This is a genomic window from Mesorhizobium sp. NZP2077 (assembly GCF_013170805.1).
GTDB lineage: Bacteria > Pseudomonadota > Alphaproteobacteria > Rhizobiales > Rhizobiaceae > Mesorhizobium.
The window spans coordinates 2,073,898-2,092,011 of record NZ_CP051293.1 but is presented as its reverse complement, the minus strand read 5'-3'; the positions used below and the strand labels follow the sequence as shown (position 1 = coordinate 2,092,011).

13 protein-coding genes are annotated in these 18,114 nt (G+C 63.5%); 3 read left to right on the top strand and 10 right to left on the bottom strand.

Annotated features, from left to right (window positions below; all coding sequences use genetic code 11):
• The first annotated feature begins 25 nt into the window (after positions 1 to 25).
• Positions 26 to 937: a LysR family transcriptional regulator gene (locus HGP13_RS10285; RefSeq protein ID WP_172224808.1), complete on the top strand. Its 912-nt coding sequence runs from the start codon at positions 26 to 28 to the stop codon at positions 935 to 937.
• Here the strand turns inward: HGP13_RS10285 and HGP13_RS10280 are convergent, their stop codons facing one another.
• The 8 genes from HGP13_RS10280 to HGP13_RS10245 all read right to left on the bottom strand — a co-directional run bounded on the left by HGP13_RS10280 (position 938) and on the right by HGP13_RS10245 (position 11,669).
• Positions 938 to 3,262: a Tex family protein gene (locus tag HGP13_RS10280; protein ID WP_172224805.1), complete on the bottom strand. Its 2,325-nt coding sequence runs from the start codon at positions 3,260 to 3,262 to the stop codon at positions 938 to 940. It abuts the gene before it with no gap.
• Positions 3,263 to 3,389: 127 nt separating this feature from the next.
• Entirely contained in the window at positions 3,390 to 4,571 is a 1,182-nt protein-coding gene (locus tag HGP13_RS10275; protein WP_172224802.1) for a serine hydrolase, read from the bottom strand.
• 33 nt (positions 4,572 to 4,604) lie between these two features.
• Complete coding sequence (locus HGP13_RS10270) at positions 4,605 to 5,801, bottom strand: serine hydrolase (RefSeq protein WP_172224799.1); 1,197 nt, start codon at positions 5,799 to 5,801, stop codon at positions 4,605 to 4,607.
• Between the two features lie 159 nt (positions 5,802 to 5,960).
• A complete protein-coding gene (locus tag HGP13_RS10265) occupies positions 5,961 to 6,989 on the bottom strand; it encodes an extracellular solute-binding protein (protein ID WP_172224796.1) in 1,029 nt (342 codons plus the stop codon).
• 29 nt (positions 6,990 to 7,018) lie between these two features.
• Positions 7,019 to 7,831, bottom strand: a complete 813-nt coding sequence (locus HGP13_RS10260; protein ID WP_027060103.1) for an ABC transporter permease — start codon at positions 7,829 to 7,831, stop codon at positions 7,019 to 7,021.
• Entirely contained in the window at positions 7,824 to 8,753 is a 930-nt protein-coding gene (locus HGP13_RS10255) for an ABC transporter permease (protein ID WP_172224794.1), read from the bottom strand. The genes HGP13_RS10260 and HGP13_RS10255 overlap by 8 nt, the downstream gene beginning before the upstream one ends.
• Complete coding sequence (locus HGP13_RS10250; protein WP_172224792.1) at positions 8,753 to 9,853, bottom strand: ABC transporter ATP-binding protein; 1,101 nt, start codon at positions 9,851 to 9,853, stop codon at positions 8,753 to 8,755. Before HGP13_RS10250 ends, HGP13_RS10255 begins: the two co-directional genes overlap by 1 nt.
• 142 nt (positions 9,854 to 9,995) lie before the next feature.
• Positions 9,996 to 11,669 (bottom strand): amidohydrolase, encoded by a 1,674-nt coding sequence (locus tag HGP13_RS10245; protein ID WP_172224790.1) that lies wholly within the window; start codon positions 11,667 to 11,669, stop codon positions 9,996 to 9,998.
• A gap of 90 nt (positions 11,670 to 11,759) precedes the next feature.
• Between HGP13_RS10245 and HGP13_RS10240 the strand changes: the two genes are divergently transcribed.
• Positions 11,760 to 12,578: a TetR/AcrR family transcriptional regulator gene (locus tag HGP13_RS10240; protein ID WP_246707323.1), complete on the top strand. Its 819-nt coding sequence runs from the start codon at positions 11,760 to 11,762 to the stop codon at positions 12,576 to 12,578.
• A 23-nt stretch (positions 12,579 to 12,601) separates the two neighbouring features.
• Positions 12,602 to 13,633: a histone deacetylase family protein gene (locus HGP13_RS10235; RefSeq protein WP_172224788.1), complete on the top strand. Its 1,032-nt coding sequence runs from the start codon at positions 12,602 to 12,604 to the stop codon at positions 13,631 to 13,633.
• 46 nt (positions 13,634 to 13,679) lie between these two features.
• On the opposite strand, the gene HGP13_RS10230 is transcribed toward HGP13_RS10235, so the two are convergent.
• Together HGP13_RS10230 and HGP13_RS10225 are read right to left on the bottom strand one after the other, a co-directional pair.
• Entirely contained in the window at positions 13,680 to 14,873 is a 1,194-nt protein-coding gene (locus HGP13_RS10230; protein WP_172224786.1) for a TMEM43 family protein, read from the bottom strand.
• Positions 14,874 to 14,936: 63 nt separating this feature from the next.
• The gene (locus tag HGP13_RS10225; protein WP_172224784.1) at positions 14,937 to 17,831 is read right to left on the bottom strand and encodes a pitrilysin family protein; all 2,895 of its coding nucleotides are present in this window, start codon (positions 17,829 to 17,831) and stop codon (positions 14,937 to 14,939) included.
• Positions 17,832 to 18,114: the final 283 nt, after the last annotated feature.

The window sequence follows — 18,114 nt, the reverse complement described above, 5'->3', positions numbered from 1 at the left end:
GATCAATGAGCGCTAGGAATGGATCATGAGTGTCCAACGCCGCCTGTTGCCCAATATCAGCGCCCTTGCCGCCTTAGAAGCGGTGGCCAGGCTTGGCAGTTTTACCGCCGCTGCCCAGGAGCTGGATCTGACCCAAGGCGCGGTCAGTCGGCAGATCAAGCTCCTCGAAGATCAGTTCGGCCGCCGTCTGATCGAGCGCGACAGCCGCAATGTCCGGCTGTCGGCAGCAGGCGAGATCTATGCCGAGGCGGTGCGTTCAGCACTTGGCCAGTTGCGCGACGCGGCTCTCGGATTGATGAGCAATCGGCATAGTGGCATCCTGAACCTTGCCATTTTACCGACCTTCGGCACGCGCTGGCTGATGCCGATGATCCCTGATTTCGTCGAGAACAATCCCGACATCACCATCAACTTCGTCACCCGCGTCGGCCGTTTCGACTTCGCCAGGGAGAGGCTGGATGCGGCGATCCATTACGGTCTGCCGGACTGGCCGGAGGCGGACTCGACGCTGTTGGTGCGCGAAACGGTGGCGCCGGTCGTGTCGCCCGCATTCCTCGCCGGCCGCGCAATCGCCACACCGGCCGATATCGGCCGCCTGCCGCTGCTGCACATGGCAACGCGTCCTGGCGCCTGGACCGAATGGTTCGAGCACCAGGGCCTGAGCGCGCCGACCGGACCCGGAATGCAGTTCGAACAGTTCGGCACCGCCGCCCAGGCCTGCATGGCTGGCCTCGGCGTCGCACTGCTGCCGCTGCTCCTCATCGCTGGCGAACTACAGCGCGGCCAGCTCGTTCCCACGCCCGGCCAACCCATGCAAAGCCGCAGCGCCTACTATCTCGTCGTCCCGCACGATAAGCGCGGCCATCCGCCGGTCGCCAGTTTTCGCGACTGGCTGCTGGGCCAGATTGAGAAGGAGCCGGCGGTTCTGGCGTGGTAGCTACTTCCGCTTCAGCGCATCCGCCAATGCCGCGCCGAATGCCCCTTGCTGGGCCGGCCGCTCCGGCTGGCGCTGCGGTGTTGGCGAGCGCGGCGCTGGCCTGCCGCCGCCATTGTCGCGCGGCCCGCCTTTCGATGCGCCGCCCTCGCCACCATCCTTACGCATGGAGAGCGCGATGCGCTTGCGCTTGATGTCGACCTCGACGACGCGCACCTTCACCACGTCGCCGGCCTTGACCACCTCATGCGCGTCCTTGATGAAACGGTCGGCCAGTTGCGAGACATGCACCAGCCCATCCTGATGGACACCGATATCAACGAAGGCGCCGAAGGCGGCAACATTGGTCACGGTGCCTTCCAAGAGCATGCCGGGCTTCAAATCCTTGATGTCGTCGACGCCGTCGGCAAAGGTCGCGGTCTTGAAGCCGGGGCGCGGATCGCGGCCGGGCTTTTCCAGCTCAGCCAGGATGTCGCGCACCGTCGGCAGGCCGAAACGGTCGTCGACGAAGACGCGCGGATCGAGCGCCTTCAGCGCGGCACTGTCGCCCATCAGCGAGCGAAGATCGCGGCCGCAGGCGGCGACGATCTTCTTGGCCACGCCATAGGCTTCGGGATGCACCGACGAGGCATCGAGCGGCTCGCTGCCATTGGCAATGCGCAGGAAGCCGGCGGATTGTTCGAACGCGCGCGGTCCAAGCCGCGGCACCTTGAGCAAATCCTTGCGGCTGGCGAACGGACCGGTCGCATCGCGATGCGCGACGATGGCGTCGGCGAGCGACGCGCCAAGGCCCGAGACGCGGGCCAGCAGCGGCGCCGAGGCGGTGTTGAGGTCGACGCCAACCGCGTTGACCGCGTCCTCGACCACCGCTTCCAGCGAGCGACCAAGCCGATACTGGTCAACATCGTGCTGGTACTGGCCGACACCGATCGATTTCGGTTCGATCTTGACCAGTTCGGCCAGCGGATCCTGCAGCCGCCGCGCGATCGAGACCGCGCCGCGCAGCGACACGTCGAGCCCGGGAAATTCCGCCGCCGCCGTCGCCGATGCCGAATAGACCGAGGCGCCGGCTTCGCTGACAATGACCTTAAGCGGCTTCGGCCCGCCATCGGAAGGCATGTCGGACAGCATGTCCGCGACCAACTTCTCCGTCTCGCGGCTGCCGGTGCCGTTGCCGATCGAGATCAACTCGACCTTGTGCAGGCGGATGAGCTTGGCGAGTTCGGCCCGCGTGCCGCGCACATCGTTCTTCGGCGGGAACGGATAGACCGTCGTCGTTGTCAGCACCTTGCCGGTGCCGTCGACCACGGCAACCTTAACGCCGGTGCGGATGCCGGGGTCGAGGCCCATCGTGGCACGCGATCCGGCGGGCGCGGCGAGCAGCAGATCCTTCAAGTTGCGGGCAAAGACATGGATCGCCTCTTCCTCGGCCCGCTCGCGCAGGTCGCGCATCAGATCGAGCGTCAGGTGCAGCGAGAGCTTGATGCGCCAGGTCCAGCCGGCGACGTCCATCAGCCAGCGATCGCCCGGCAGGCTGCCACCGATGGCGTAGGCATTGGCGATCATCCGCTCGACCGGCTTCACCGGCGAGGTGTCGTCGGCATCGATCTCGATGTCGAGCGACAGTATCTCCTCGTTGCGGCCGCGCAGCATGGCCAGGGCGCGGTGGCTCGGCACATTTGCCCAGCGCTCGACATGGTCGAAATAGTCGGAGAATTTCGCGCCGGCCTCCTGCTTGCCGTCGACCACCCGGGCGCGCATGAAGGCGCGTTCCTTCATGTAGGCCCGCAGCTTGCCGACCAGCTCGGCATTCTCGGCAAACTGTTCCGACAGGATGTCACGCGCGCCTTCCAGTGCCGCCTTGGCATCGGCGACCTCCTCGGTCACATAGGTCAGCGCCAGCTCGGCGGGCACCAGCGAACGGTTGGCAAGGATGGCCTCCGCCAGGGGCCCCAGCCCTCGCCCCCGGGCGATCTCGGCCTTGGTGCGGCGCTTCGGCTTGTAGGGCAGGTAGATGTCTTCCAGTTCCGCCTTGGTGGCAGCGGCAGCGATCTTGCCCTCAAGCTCAGCGGTCAGCTTGCCCTGCTCACGGATCGACCCCAGGATCGTGTCGCGGCGCGCATCGAGTTCGCGCAGATAGGCAAGCCGCTCGGCAAGGTCGCGCAGTTGCGTGTCATCGAGCCCGCCGGTGACTTCCTTGCGGTAACGCGCCACGAACGGCACTGTCGAACCCTCGTCGAGCAATTCGATCGCCGCGGCCGCCTGTTCAGGCCGCGCCTTGATCTCGGCCGCGATGATGGCTGCGATGCGCTTGATGTCGGATGCCATGTCGTTCCTGCATTTGTGGAAAGAGCGGCGACCATAGGCGTAGATGCCTGCCCCGCCAACCGCGACGTTTTCAACCGTCGCAGGCGGTCCACAAGAAACCTTGCGGCAAGTAACCGCGCCGGACGATTCAGACCCGTTGGGTCAGCGCCTCGAAGAAAGCGACAATCTCGACATCCAGCGGATCATCGACCGGCTCCGGCTGCGACGACATCTTGGAGATGACGACCTCGGTCCTGGGATCGACATAGAGCCACTGACCATGGATGCCGATACCGCAATAGGCGCCGTTCTCGTGTCCGGTCTGGTACCATTTGTTGCGGTAACGGCCCTTGGGAAACAGCGGCAGCATCGCGCCACGCTGCCAGGCGTCCGCACTGCCGCCGGTGCTGGTCGTGTCGCGCACCCAGGCCTCGGGCACGACGCGGCGGCCATTGACCGTGCCGCCTTGCCGCATCATCTCGCCGATACGCGCCAGGTCGCGCGGTGTCACCGAAATGCCGCCGGCGGTGCGTGCCGTGCCTTCCATGTCGACGCCGATCGAGGCTTCGCTGACGGCGCCAAGCGGCAGCCATAGCTTCTCGCGCATCAGCTCGGTAAAGCGCTGGCCCGACGCGCGTTCGAGCAGCAGGCCGAGCAGGTCGGAATTGGGCGAACGGTAGCGGAAGGTCTGGCCATGCGGCTCGGCCAGCCGCTGCAGGCTCAGGATGAATTCGCGTAGGCTTTCCGTGCCGCCGCCCGGGTTCCACAGCGTGGCGCGGCGGTAGCGGGCAAAGGCGCTTTCCGGATCGAGATAGGCCTCCTCGAAATCGAGGCTGACGCTCATGTCGAGCACATGCCGGCAACTGGCATCGCCATAGGCCGAGCCGGCGGCTTCGGGAATGTACTGCGTTACCGGCGCTTCCGGATCGAACACCCCCTCGCCTTCCAATATGCCGGCAATGATGGCGGTGAGCGACTTGCTGACCGAAAAGATGATGTGGCGAGCGCCGAAATCCATATGCGGCGCGAACCAGTCGCCAATGATCTTGCCGCCCTTCATCACCGTCAGCGCGTCGGTGCTGGAGCGCGTGAGGAATTCGGCCACTGTCTCCGGCGCGCTGGCCACCGAAACCTTTTCGCCGAGCAGGCCGCCCATATCCCGTGCGGGTGCTTCGGTCCCGCCCGGCGTTGCCGCCACACGCGCCGTCGGCACCAATTCGCCTAGGTTCTGGAACGACCATCGATTGAAGGGGCTTTCGCGCCAGTTGGAGAGCAACACGTCATTGCGGCGGAAGCAGTAGCGGGTCTCGAACGCGGTCTTGCCGGTCATGGCGTTTCTTTCCAGGTCGTTTCTTGTGGGGTCTCAGCTCAGCGCGGCGGCGATGGCGTGCACCGCCTTCAGCGTCGCCATGCCGTAGGCGAGATTGCTGAAATCCGGCCAGGTCGACAGCTTCACCACGACCATTCCGGAATTCCAGTCGATATGGATCATCTGTCCGAACACGCCCCGGCACATCAGCGCGCGCGAGCGCGGATTCTCGATCCAGAACTGGTTGCGGTAGCTGCCTTCAGGCAGGCTGGGGCCGAAGTCCGCCCCATGCTTGCCGTTACGCGTCGCCTCGATCCAGTCGGCCGGCACGATGCCGCCGCCATTGTCGAGGATCATCTGGCCGAAGCGGCCATAGTCGCGCAGCGTCGCGTTGAAGCCGCCATCGGCCACGGCATAGCCAGCGCTGTCGACGGTGAAGCAGGCGCTTTCGTCGGCGCCGAGCTTTTGCCAGAGCTCTTCGGAAACCAGCTGCGGCAGACGCTTGCCCGTCACCCGTTCCATGATGAAGGCGAGCACGTCGGTCTCGATCGAGCGGTATTCGAACGCGGCACCGTGTGGGCGGACCGTATCCTTCAAACCGAGGATCAGCTCGAACATGTGCGAGGGCCAGCGGAAGGCCGGATCGCTGCCCGGCGGCACCGGCTTCCAGCCGGTGGCGACATCGACCTGGCCGATATCGGAATAGCGGTCGGTATACTCCTCGGAGAAGCGCACGCCGCTCGTCATGTCGAGCACATGCTGGACAGTCGCGCCGGCCCAGCCGGTCTCCGCCAGCTCCGGCAGATAGTCGGTCACCGGCCTGGCCGGATCGATCAGGCCCCGTCCGGCCAGTATGCCGAACAGCGCGCCGGTGACGGACTTGGCCATCGACTGCGACAGATGCAGCGTACGCTCGTCCATGCCGTTGAAATAGCGCTCATAGGCGACCTTGCCGTTCTTGAGCACCAGAAACCCATCGGTATAGGTCTCGTCGAGCAGCCCGGCGAGCGTTGTCGGCTTGCCCTCGCTGTCCTCGACCTCCAGCCCGTCGAGATCGACCTCGGCGCGTTCGAGACGGTGTCGATGGCCATTGCCGCGCCAGACTTCGGCGGTCGGCAGAATTTCCCTGATGTGCTGGAACGCCCAGCGGTTCCATGGCGGCCGGTCCCAGTCGAGCTTCGGCGGCACCATGGCGGGCGGCGAGCCCTGCATGATCGGCGGCGCCGGATCGCTGTTCCGGTAAGATGTCATGGAACCCTCCAACGATGCATGTCGCCCAAAAGTGCGTAGCGGTTTTGGGAAGACGACTTGCATGAAAACAAGAATTTAACGCGTCGCATGCCCACAACATGCGACGTGTCGCAAAGAAGGGAGGCCGAAGCCTCCCTTCCGCTGGATTCTAGACCGAACCTATTTGCGCAGATTGGTCCAGATCTTGTTGTAGATTTCCACCACATCCGGCGGACAGGGCGGAACGAATTCCGCCACCGGCGCGCCTGCCGGCGGATTGATCTCCGGCGAATTGGCGAAATCCGCCTGCAGGAACTTGTGGCTGCCGGCAATGCCATTGTCGTAGCCGGCGAATTCCGAGATCAGCGCCGCATTTTCCGGGGCCATGATGAAATCCTGGAACAGCTTGGCGTTTTCGAGATTCTTGGCGCCCTTCAGCACCGCGACATTGTCCATCCAGCCTTCGATGCCTTCCTTCGGATAGGCATATTTGATGGCCGGGATTTTCTGCCGCGAGCGATAGGTCGCGCCGTTCCACTGTTCCGTCACGATCACGTCGCCGGAGGTGATCTTGGTGATGGTGTCGTAGCTGAAGGTCTTCCAGGACGGCTTGGCGGCCGTCAGGATGTCGTTGACCTTCTTCAGATTGGCCTTGTCGGCACCGCAGCGCGGCACGCCGGCATAGCGCTCGGCCGCATGCATGACGGTGTTGACGTCGTCGAGGATGTTGATCTGCCCCTTCAGCTCCGCCGGCGGGTCGAAGAGGATGGCCAGCGTGTCGATGTTGCCCTTGAACTTGTCCGTGTTGACGGCGAACGCCGTGGTGCCGAACTGCCAGGGCGCAGTGTAGTGGCGGCCGCTGTCCCAATAGATGTCGACGAAACGCGGATCGATGTTCTTGCCGTTCGGCATCGCGTTGGGCTCGGTCTTTTCGAGCAGGCCCTCATCGACCATGATCTTCACCGTGTAGTCGGACGGCACCACGATGTCGTAGCCGGAATTGCCGGCGCGCACCTTCGACAGCATGGTTTCGTTGGAATCATAGTCGTCCAGCGTGACCTTGATGTTGTACTGTTTCTCGAACTTTTCGATCAGCTTGGGATTGGTGTAGTCACCCCAATTGTAGATATGCAGCTCGCCATCGGCGAGTGCGGGCACCGCCCACAACAGCACTGCCGTCGAAACGGCAGCCATCAGTTTCCTAGACATTTTTTGTTCTCCTTTGCCTTCCCATTGATTCACTTGGCGCGTCGGCGCGCGATCAGGAACGATACCGAGACGAAGAGGATCGAGACCAGGAGCAGGATGGTGGAGATGGCATTGATCTCCGGCGTCATCGGCCGCCTGATCTGGTTCCAGATGTAGAGAGGCAGGGTCGTCTGGCCGGGGCCGGCGACGAGCTGCGTGATGGTGAAATCGTCGAAGGAGACGATGAAGGCGAGTGCCGCGCCCGACATGATGCCGGGGACAAGCAACGGCAGTGTTATGCGCCGGAACGCGTGCCACGGCGTGGCGTAGAGATCGGCGGCGGCGGATTCGAGCGTCAGGTCCATATCCTCGAGACGCGCCCGAATCGGCATGTAGGCGAAGGGAATGCAGAATACCGTATGGGCGAGGATCAGATTGCCGATGCCGAAATTCAGACCGAAGGCCCCGGCGATCAGGGCGAAGAAGGACAAGGTCGCCACTGCCGTGATGATCTCGGGAACCATCAGGGGCAGGTTGATGACCATGAAGGCGGCCGGCAGGCCACGCCACGGCTTCACCCGTGTCATACCGATCGCCGCCAGCGTGGCGCAGATCGTCGAAACGATCGTCGCGCTCACCGAGATGATCAGCGTGTTCTCGGCGGCGTTGTGGAATTCCTCATTGAGCAGTGCAGTGCCGTACCAGGTCAGGCCGACGCCCTCCCAATGGGTGACTAGCGAACCCGTGTTGAATGAAAAGATCATCAGGATCAGGATCGGGACGTAAAGCACGGCAACGCAGATGATGGCGATCGTGCGGAACCCGGGCTGGTCCTTGATATCGACGTTGCGGGGATCAGCCATGCTGGATCTTCCCCGACGTGGTGCGAACGTAGAAGTAGAGCGCGACCAGCACAGCGGCCATCAGGATCAGCGCCTGTGCGCAGCCGAGCGGCCAGTTTCGCCCGGAACCGAATTGCTGGGCGATGAGATCGCCGATCATCAGGTGGATGCCGCCGCCAAGGATAAGCGGCGTCACATAGGCGCCGAGCGCGGGAATGAATACAAGCAGACAACCCGCGATGATGCCAGGCAGCGACAGCGGAATGATCACCCGCCAAAGAACTTGCCGGCGCGTCGCGTAGAGGTCGTTGGCCGCCTCGACCAGCCGGAAATCCAGTTTCTCCAGACTGGCATAGAGCGGCAGGATCATGAACGGCAGGAACGAGTAGAGCAGGCCGAGCTGGATTGCGAAGTTGGTGTAGAGCATGATGATCGGCTTATCGATCACGCCAAGCCCGATCAGCAGATTGTTGATGAGGCCTTCGTCGCGGATGATGAACATGATGGCCAGCGTGCGCACCAGAAGGTTCGACCAGAACGGGATGGTGATCAGCAACACCCACCAGTTGCGCTGCGCCGGCGTGCGCGTGGCCATGAAGTAAGCGGTCGGAAAACCCAGCAACAGGCAGATCACCGTCGTCACCACGGCGAACAGAAACGAGCGCAGATAGATGATCAGGAAATCCGGCGTGAACTGCAGCGTGTCGTCAAAAATATCCTGCTGGAACAGAAAGTTCAGATAGGCGTCCGTTGAAAACTTCCACTGCACGCCGCCATAGGGTGCGGCCTGGAGAAACGAATAGACCAGGATGATCAGCAGCGGCAGCACGCCGAAAATTCCGATGACGATCAGCGCCGGCAGGGAAAGCAGGCGGTTGCGCCTGGCGCTTTCTTTCTCGGCCTTGGCTTCGAACAACGCGGCTTGGGAAAGCGCCATTGTCATCAGTCCTTCAGTATCCGCGCGCCGTCGTCTTCGAACACGATGCCCACCTTGGCGCCCGTCTCGAATGTCACTGCGCCGGACCGGCTGTTCTGGTAACGCACGATGAAGTTGTCACCGCCGTCGAGCTTGACGTGGTAGTGCGTATCCGTGCCGAAATAGACGATATTCTCCAGAGTTCCGGCGACCGTGCCCTTGGACACATCGGCGATCAGATCCGCATGCTCAGGCCGCACGACGACCGTGACTGCACCCGAGGGATCGAAGTTTTCCGGGAACCCTGCCGCCACGGTCGCGCCGGAGGCGAGCTTCACGGTGGCGACGCCGGATTTCTTCGATACCACGGCACCCTTGAGGAAATTGGTCTCGCCGATGAAGTCGGCGACGAAGCGTTCGGCCGGTCGGTCGTAGATGTCGCGCGGCGCGCCTACCTGCAGGATCTTGCCCGCCGACATGACAGCGATGCGGTCCGACATGGTCAGCGCTTCTTCCTGGTCGTGGGTGACGAAGATGAAGGTGATGCCGGTCTCGTGCTGCAGCCGCTTCAGCTCGATCTGCATTTCCTTGCGCAGCTTGTAGTCGAGTGCGGAGAGCGGTTCGTCGAGCAGCAGCACTTTCGGCTGCGGCGCCAATGCCCGGGCCAGCGCCACGCGCTGCTGCTGGCCGCCGGAGATCTGGCTGGTGCGGCGATTGCTCAGCGCCTCCATCTTGACCAGCTTCAGCATCTGGGCGACGCGCGCCGTAATCTCCGCCTTCGGCTTACCCAGCATTTCCAGGCCGAAGCCGATATTGTCGGCCACCGTCATGTGGGGAAACAGTGCATAGGACTGGAAGACGGTGTTGACCGGGCGCTTGAACGGCGGCAGCGGCGCGATGTCCTGGCCGTAGAGCAGGATTTCGCCGGCACTCGGAAAATCAAAGCCGGCTATCAGCCGCAACAACGTCGTTTTTCCGCAGCCGGATGGTCCCAGCAGTGTGAAGAACTCATTCTCGCGGATCGATACCGAGACCGTGTCGAGGGCAGCGACCTGCCCCTCACCCGATCCGAAAATTTTGCTGACGTTTACTACTTCAATCGCATTCCGATCCGGTTTGTCCGGCACGATTACGCCTCATCGTTGACCCCGCTCTTGCTGGCGGAGCTGTTCCCCTGTTGGATGTGATCATACGCCCGGTATGTTGGCAAGCCCGGCATTGAATCACAGTTCAGTTAGCGGTCTTGGGGTAGCAAGCCCCATGCCACAGTCAGGCTTGGTAGGTGATTTTGCCGCCACAGATGGTCGTCACCGGCCGCACCGTATGCAACGCTTCCGGGGCAGTGCTCTCGATATCGGCCGACAAAACGACGAGATCCGCCAGATAACCCGGCTTCAGCACGCCTTTGCGGTGTTCCATGAATTCGCTGTAGGCGCCCTCGACCGTATAGCCGGCAAGCGCTTCATGCAGCGAGAAACTCTGGTCCGGCAGGCCTTCTGCCCAAGGTTTGCGCATGACCGCAGCTTGGATGCCCAGGATCGGATCAACCGGCGAGACCGGCCAGTCGGAAGCGAACACGACGCGGGCGCCAGCATCCTTGAGCGTGCGCCAGGCATAGCTCAGCGGCCACCTGTCGCGGCCGATGCGCGAAATCGTCGGCTCCAGCGGAAAGTTCATGGCGCCGGGCGGATGCGGCGGTTGCATCGAAGCGATGACGCCAAGTTCGGCGAACCGCGGCACATCCGTAGGCGTGGTGACCTCGATATGCTCGACGCGGTGACGGCTGTCCCGCTTGCCATTGGCCTTCTGCGCCGCCTGATAACCGTCGAGCACTGCGCGGACTGCGCCGTCACCTATCGAATGAACGGCGATCTGCAGGCCTCTGCGGTCGGCCTCCACCGCCACCTCGGCGAAGTGCTCGGGCGTGAACAATGGCTCGCCGCGCCAGCCGGGACGGTCGGCATAGTCGTCGACCATCACAGCCGTCCAGGAATCGAGCACGCCGTCATAAAACACCTTGACCATGCCCGAGGACAGCCATTCGGACTTGTAGGTCGCGGCCATGGCAGACGCTTTTTCAAGTATGCCCAGCTCCATGAAGTTCTTGAAATGGAACGGGATTTTTGTACGGCATATGAGCCGCCCTTCCGCCTCCAGGCCGGCAAGCAGCTCGAGCTGGTAGAGGTTGCCGTCCATGTTCTGGATCGACGTGATGCCGTGGCGGGCGCACCATTCCAGGCCGCGATGCATCAGATCCCGATCGGCGGCAAGTTCCTCGGCGGAGGGATAGGGTTCCGGCTCACCGCCCGTAAGACCGAGCCGTGTGCGGTTCTGCCCGAAATGCTCCAGGATCGGGCCGAAAGCCTCGCCCTCGCGCAATTCGCCCGCCGCGAGTCCATCGGTACCCATCACGATCTCGTTGCCCGGCCCCAATTCCCTGCCATTCAGGAGGCCCGCCTCCTCCAGCGCCTTGGTGTTCGCCCACATCGTATGGTGATCGGAGGCCGACATGGCGAAGGGGCGGTCGGGGATAATTTGGTCGAGATGGTGGCGCGTGACCGGCCCTGGCAGGATCGCATAGTCGACGCCGGCGCCGATCAGAAGCCTGGCGTTGGGCCGCGCCGCGGCAAAGGCCCGGATAGCATCGCGCAAGGCATCGAAGCCATGCACGCCAGCCAGATGCAGATTGTCGAGTTCAGCCGCGCCGCCGAAAAGATGCATATGAGCTTCGATGAAACCGGGCAGAACCGAACCGCCCTTGGCGTCGATCACCTGTGTGGCCGTTCCCTTGAGCTCTTCGATTGCAGCGCGGCTGCCGATGGCGATGATGGCGCCGTCCTTGACGGCAACGGCCTCGGCGGCGGGATTGTCATCGTCCATGGTCAGCACACGACCGTTGATGACGATCAGATCCGCACTACGACCCGCACCCGTGACAGACATCGCGACTCCGCGCTTTTGATGACCGACTGAGACCGACAATCCTCTTGTCCGACAGGCTGCCACGTCACCGCGGCTATCGGACGAAAAGTGATGCCAGTGCGCTGTTTTGAAATTCCCCTTGTGATCTCCGAAAACAGCGTGGATAAAAGAATGCGACTGATTATTCGCGTTTGTCAACATGCCGAATTTAGAATGTATTGTGGACAGCCCCCTGCGCCTGTGTTCAGACCGGGCGGGGAACGAGGACATCAAGCCGTGAAGCGCAGTCTCGATCGCAAAACCAGGATAGCGCTCGAGCCGCGCAAGCAGCCGCGGCAACAGCGGTCGAGCAAGGTGGTCGACCGGATTCTCGACGCGGCGCTGATCCTGACGCGGGAGCAAGGAACCAGGACGCCGACGACGCTCGCCATTGCGCAGCGCGCGGGCCTGTCTGTCGGTTCGATCTACCAATACTTCCCCAACAAGGAAGCCATTCTTCTCGACCTGGCCCGGCGCTGGCTGTCCTCCTTTCCCGAAGTGATCGCCAAGCGCATCAAGGTCGCCCCGCCCACCAACCGGGAAGAGTTCCGGCGCGAAGTGCGCAAGCTCTTCATCGATACCTCCAGGATATATCTCGAAAACGCCACCCTGATGCCGGTGATCGAGGCCATATCTGGCAATGCCGATCTCAGGCCGATCCAGGACGAATATGACGAGCAGATCATCGCGCTTTACGCCGCCTGGCTGCGACACGTGAACCCTGCGCTGGAAGATAAGATCGCCAAACGGCTCGGCCTGGTGATGATGGAGGTCGGGCACGCCTGCCGGCTTGTCGGCATGAAACGAGATCGCAAGACATTCGACCTCATCGAGGACGATGTCGAATCCATGTGGCTGGCTCTGGTGAGCCCCTACCTCAACCTTGGCTGACTTCGCACTTCGAGAGGAACTTTATGAAGACTGTCTATTCGCCGCTTCATGCCGGCCATGCCGGCCAGATGGAACTGGTCACATCGGCCATCGTGCCGGGTTTTGAAAAGCCTTCACGCGCCGAGTTCATCAAGGCGCGGGTCGAAAGCGAGAAGCTCGGTCCGATCGTCCTGCCGCTCGAGCATGACCTTGCCGCCGCCAAGCGTATCCACAAATCGGACTACATCGACTTCCTGCCGGCGGTCTGGCCGCAATGGGTGGCCTCCGGCCACGAGGGCACCGCCATGCCCTTCACCTGGCCGACGCGCGGCCTGCGCGGCGACGTGCCGCCGAAGCGTGTCGATGCGCTGCTCGGCTACTATTCCTTCGATGCCGGCGCCACCTTTGTCGAAGGCACCTGGGCCGCGATCAAATCGTCGTATGACGTGGCGCTGACCGCGGCTGGCCTGGTCAAGGGCGGCGAACGGTCGGCCTTCGCGCTCTGCCGCCCGCCCGGCCACCATGCCGGCGCCGGCTTCATGGGCGGCTATTGCTACATCAACAACGGCGCCGTCGCCGCGCAGTGGTTCCTTGACCAGGGCGCTGCCCGCATCTCCATCCTCGATGTCGACTACCACCATGGCAACGGCACGCAGGAGATTTTCTATCACCGCGCCGACGTGCAGGTCCTCAATCTGCATGGCGATCCGATGGTCGAATATCCGTTCTTCCTCGGCCATGCCGATGAACGCGGCGTCGGCGCCGGCGAAGGTTTCAACATCAACTATCCCATGCCGTTCGGCACCAGCTGGGACGCCTGGAACGCCTCGCTGGAGGATGCCTGCGCCAGGCTCGCCGCCTATGCGCCCGACATCGTCATCGTCTCGCTCGGCGTCGACACCTTCGAGAAGGACCCGATCAGCCAGTTCAAACTGAAAAGCCCCGACTACCCCAAGATCGGCCGCCGCATCGCTAGGCTCGGCCTGCCGACGCTGTTCGTCATGGAAGGCGGCTATGCCGTCGAGGAGATCGGCATCAACGCCGTCGGCGTGCTGACCGGTTTCGAGGACCGGTAAGAAAAACGGGGCACGCGGCTTACGGACGCGCGCGCGCCTTTCCAAATCATGCCGCGGCGCCGGTGCTAGGCGTGCCAATTGGTGCCGCTGCCTTGCGTGAGCGGCCGAGATAATAGACCGCCGCCGCCGCGATGACGCCGGCGGCCAGGATGCCGGCCGCCAGAACCGGCCGATACCAGAACCAGGCAATCGCGATCGTCGTCATGCCGACCAGGATCGCCAGGAAGAAGGCGATGATGCCGGTGCCCATCCGCGCGATGCCGCCGAGGAACGGGATGACATCGAGGATCACGCCGATCGGGCTGAGGAACAGGGCAAAGCCGATCGTCAGCAGCAAGAGGCCACCGGCGCGCAGCAGCCAGGTGATCAGCGTGTTGGCGCTGACCGCGTCGGCGAACATCTTGTCGGCCGGCACCTGGCCGGTATCGACCATCAGCAGCGCATCGCCGGCTTGCGTCTGGTAAGGCTCGAACCGGCTGCCGGCCTGGCGCGCGACGATGCTGACCACGCCGAGCGGCGCCAGGTCGTAGCCGATACGGTAATCGCCCAGCGCAGGCGTCGTGTTGTCGCTGCCGAGATAGATCCTGCCATCGACGATGCTGAGCGGCTTCGTCCCGGTATAGGCCGCCTTTATCGCCGCCGACTGGCTGGACGACAGCGAGTAGTCCTTGTCGCCCTGGATACGATCCAGCACCGGTGTATCCAGATCGAAAGCGACGAGCTTGCCCTGCGGGATCTGGAAGGTCCGGCTGTGTATTGCCATTGGTGGATTTTGATGGCCGTCCGGCTTCTTGAAATCGGATGAATCGATCTGGCTGTCGTCCCACACCTTCGAATAGCTGTAGGTGGTCTCTGTCTCCTCGCCGCCGCCAAGCTTCTTGGTGGTCTCGGATTTGGACTCTTCCTTCCACTGGTACATCTCGACGCTGCGCGACAGGCGCAGCCCTTGCGCCGCGATGCCGAAATCCGGATCGGACAGGCCGCTATCGGCCGTCACCGGCCCGCTGACATGCACCAGTTTGCCGTCATTGCCGGCATCGACGCTGTCGGCGTTGATCGAGACAACAGCGCCCGACCCTTCGGCCAGCGAGCGCGCCGTCTGCACCGCGCGGCCCTCGTTCCAGAACAGCCCGATCACCATCAGCACGATCAGCAGCAGGCCGAAGATGACCCCACCGACCGCGCGCTTGATCCGCCCGAACCACGAGACCGAAGTAACTTCCCGAAATGAATCGCTCATCGTTTCCCCCGAAACCAAAGATAACAAGATTTGAGCGCCGCCGGCGGCCGCGCATCGAGCCGATCAATCGGCGTGGATTTGCGCGCCGCAGTCCTTGGCGCCGGCGCAAGAGTGCACCGCTCGCGTCGTGCCGCTATCGCCGACCCGCCACGGCGAAGCGGACAACGGCGCCTGGCTGTTGGCGCCGAGAAGGTCGAGCGCCCGCATGGCCGTCTGTTCGCCAGCCTCGTCACGCTTGACGATCTCGACCTCCTTGAGGCCAATCGCGGCAAGCTGCGGCATGACCACGTCGGGATCACCGGCAACGACGATCAGCGACGGCTCCAGCGACGACAATGCCAGCGCCTGTTTCTGCACGGCGTCGAGCGTCAGCTGGGTGCGCGCCGTCATCCGGCTTTGCTGGTCCTCGAGCGTCGAACCACTGCCGACCGCGCCGATCAGCGAGCCGAACAGGCCGGCCGAGGTTTCCGCCGACCCAGCCAGCGCCCGGCGATAGACTGTCACCGTGCGGTCGACCTCGTCCTGCGCCACCGGCAAGGTTGTCAGGCCGGCAAACCCCTTCAGGATCTCGGTGATCGCCGGACCGGTGTTGGCACGTTCAACAGTCGTTGCCACGACGAGGCCCGAGCCGGCCTTCATCGGGCTTAAGAGATAGCTCGACACGCCATAGGAATAGCCCTTCTCCTCGCGGATCACTGAATTCAGTCGGCTGGAGAAATCATCGCCAAGCAGATTGGCGACCGCGGTCGATTCCGCGCGTTCGCCTTCGTCGGTGCCGGGCGCCGGTCGCGCCACGAAAAGCGCCGACTGGCTGGCGCCGGGTTCGGGCACCAGCAGCACTTTTCGGCCCTGCTTGAAATGCGCGGCAGGCGACGGTTCGACGGTATAACCGGCGGAGTCGCTCGTCCATGTACCGAATACCTTTTCAAGGCCGGCAGCGACGGTCGCAACCGGCATCGGGCCAACGCTGTAGAAGGTCACCGACTTCGGCGTGAACTCCGCCTTAAACGCAGCTTTCGCCTCGTCGAGCGAGATCGAGGCCAGCGCCTTTGCCGACCAGTCGACATCAGCCTTGCCCGGCACCTGCGGGATCAGCGCCGCCTTCGCCGCGCGGCCGGCGACGCCCGGCAGATCCGCCTCGCGCCCGTTCAGCCAATCGACTGTCTGCGCCATCAGCACCGTCCATTCGGTCTTGTCGAAACGCGGCTTCAGCACCGCGTCGGCAAGCAGGCCAAGACCTTGATCCAGTTTTTCCGGCCGCACGCCAAGCGTCATCGATGTGGTCAGCGCGCCGGCCTGGTAGCCGATGCCGGCGCCGATATCGCTGGTTGCCTTGGCGAAGTCGGCCGAACCGCGATCCCTAGCGCCACGCGTCGCCATGCTGGCGGCAAGCTCCAGCAGCCCCTCCTTGCCTTGCGGCACGCTGTTCCAACCGCCTTGCGCACTCGCCGCGACATAGACCATCGGCGCTTCCGGCATTGTGTAGTGGACGAGTTTGATGCCGTTAGAGAGCGTCGCCGTTTCCATGGCCGGCAACACCGCCGAAGGCGCTTGCCCGGCCGGATGCTTCGGAATGTCGATCGCCACCCTCTCCGGTGCCGTAAAGGGCCGCGGCGTGCCGGACGAACCGATCAGCGCGTCGGGATAGCCGCCGCGCGGGCCTGGCTTCAACACCAGCACGCTGGCGTCTTCGAGTTTCAGGAGCCGCCTAATCGTCGCTTCGACATCGGCGGCGCTGGCATTCTTGACACGCGGATCGTCGACCAGCGCGCTCTGCGCATCGCCGAGAATGTCGGCATCGTAGGAGACGGTGCCGGCACGATCCTTCAGCGCCTCGTTGCCCAGCCGCGCGGCCTGCAATATGCCGTTGCGCGCGCGTTCGACATCAGCCGGGTCGAGCGGCGTCTTCTGGAAATCGGCGAAGGCGGCTTTCATCGCGCTTTCGAGCGCTTCCGGCGTCACGCCCGCCGCCGCACCCGCCTCGAAGGTGAAGCGCCCGCCAAGCAGGCCGCCCGTCCAGCTCGCGCTGGCATAGGTGGCGATACCCTGTTCCGACACAAGCCGGTTGCGCAGAAATCCGTAGTCGCCATTGCCGAGCAGTTCGGCGGCGATGCCGAGCGCGCCATTGTCTGGCGACTGCGCCGCCGGGCCGCTGAAGCCGACCACGACGACGGGGCTCGGCACGCGGTCTTCCAGCACCAGCTTCAGCCGCGCCTGCGTCGGTTCCGGCACTGCGGGTCGCGCCACATCGGCGCCGCTCGGTACCCTGCCGAACGTATCGGCAATCAGCGCCTTGGTGTCATCGACCTTGAGGTCGCCGACTAGCACCAGCACGGCATTATTGGGCAGATAGTAGGTGTTGAAGAAGCCTCTGACATCGTCGAGCGTCGCCGCATCGAGGTCGGCGACCGAACCGATGACCATGCGGCTATAGGGATGCGGCTTCGGGAACAGCCCGGACCAGAAGGCTTCCCAGCCGGATGCGCCGGCCTTGTCGAGCACGTTCTGGCGCATCTCGTTCTTGACCACCGAACGCTGCAGGTCGAGCTTGGCTTGCGTCACCGAGCGGCCGAGGTTGGCCATGCGGTCGGCTTCCAGCGACAGGATCATCGGCAGTGACGACGACAGCCCGTCGACATAGAACACGGTACCGTCCTCGGTGGTCCAGGCATTGATCTCGTTGCCTAGCGCTGCATGCGCGCCGAACACGTTCGGCCAGGCCGGCGTGCCGGAAAACATCAGATGCTCGAACAGATGCGCGAAGCCGGAGCGGCCAGCCGGTTCATTCATCGACCCGACGCGGTAGCGCAGGTTCATCACCACCTTCGGCGCACGATGGTCCGGCACCAGCACCACTTGCAGCCCGTTGTCGAGCGCATAGGTGACGATGGGCTCGGCCTTGGCCGCGCCGGCAAAAACCGCGAGCACCACCGTGAACGCCAGGAAAACCCGCTTCATGATTACCCCCAATGCCGATGGCTGCGAAGCAAGCGCGGCCACCCTAGCCCAGTCCGATCGAAGGGAAGCCCACCTCCCTGCCGACAGCCGCGAACCTATCGGAATCGATCGGTCCTCGATACGGCAGCCTCGCAACACCCTCTGGCTTTTTCGTGTCGTGTTCATGTCGGTGAGCCAGATGCCCTGAAACAATGAAACCGGCCCGCGAGCCCCCTTTGAGTCGCACGCGAGTCCACCGGTTTCGATTTTGTCAAATCGCGTTTGATGTCGGATTCATCTGCGG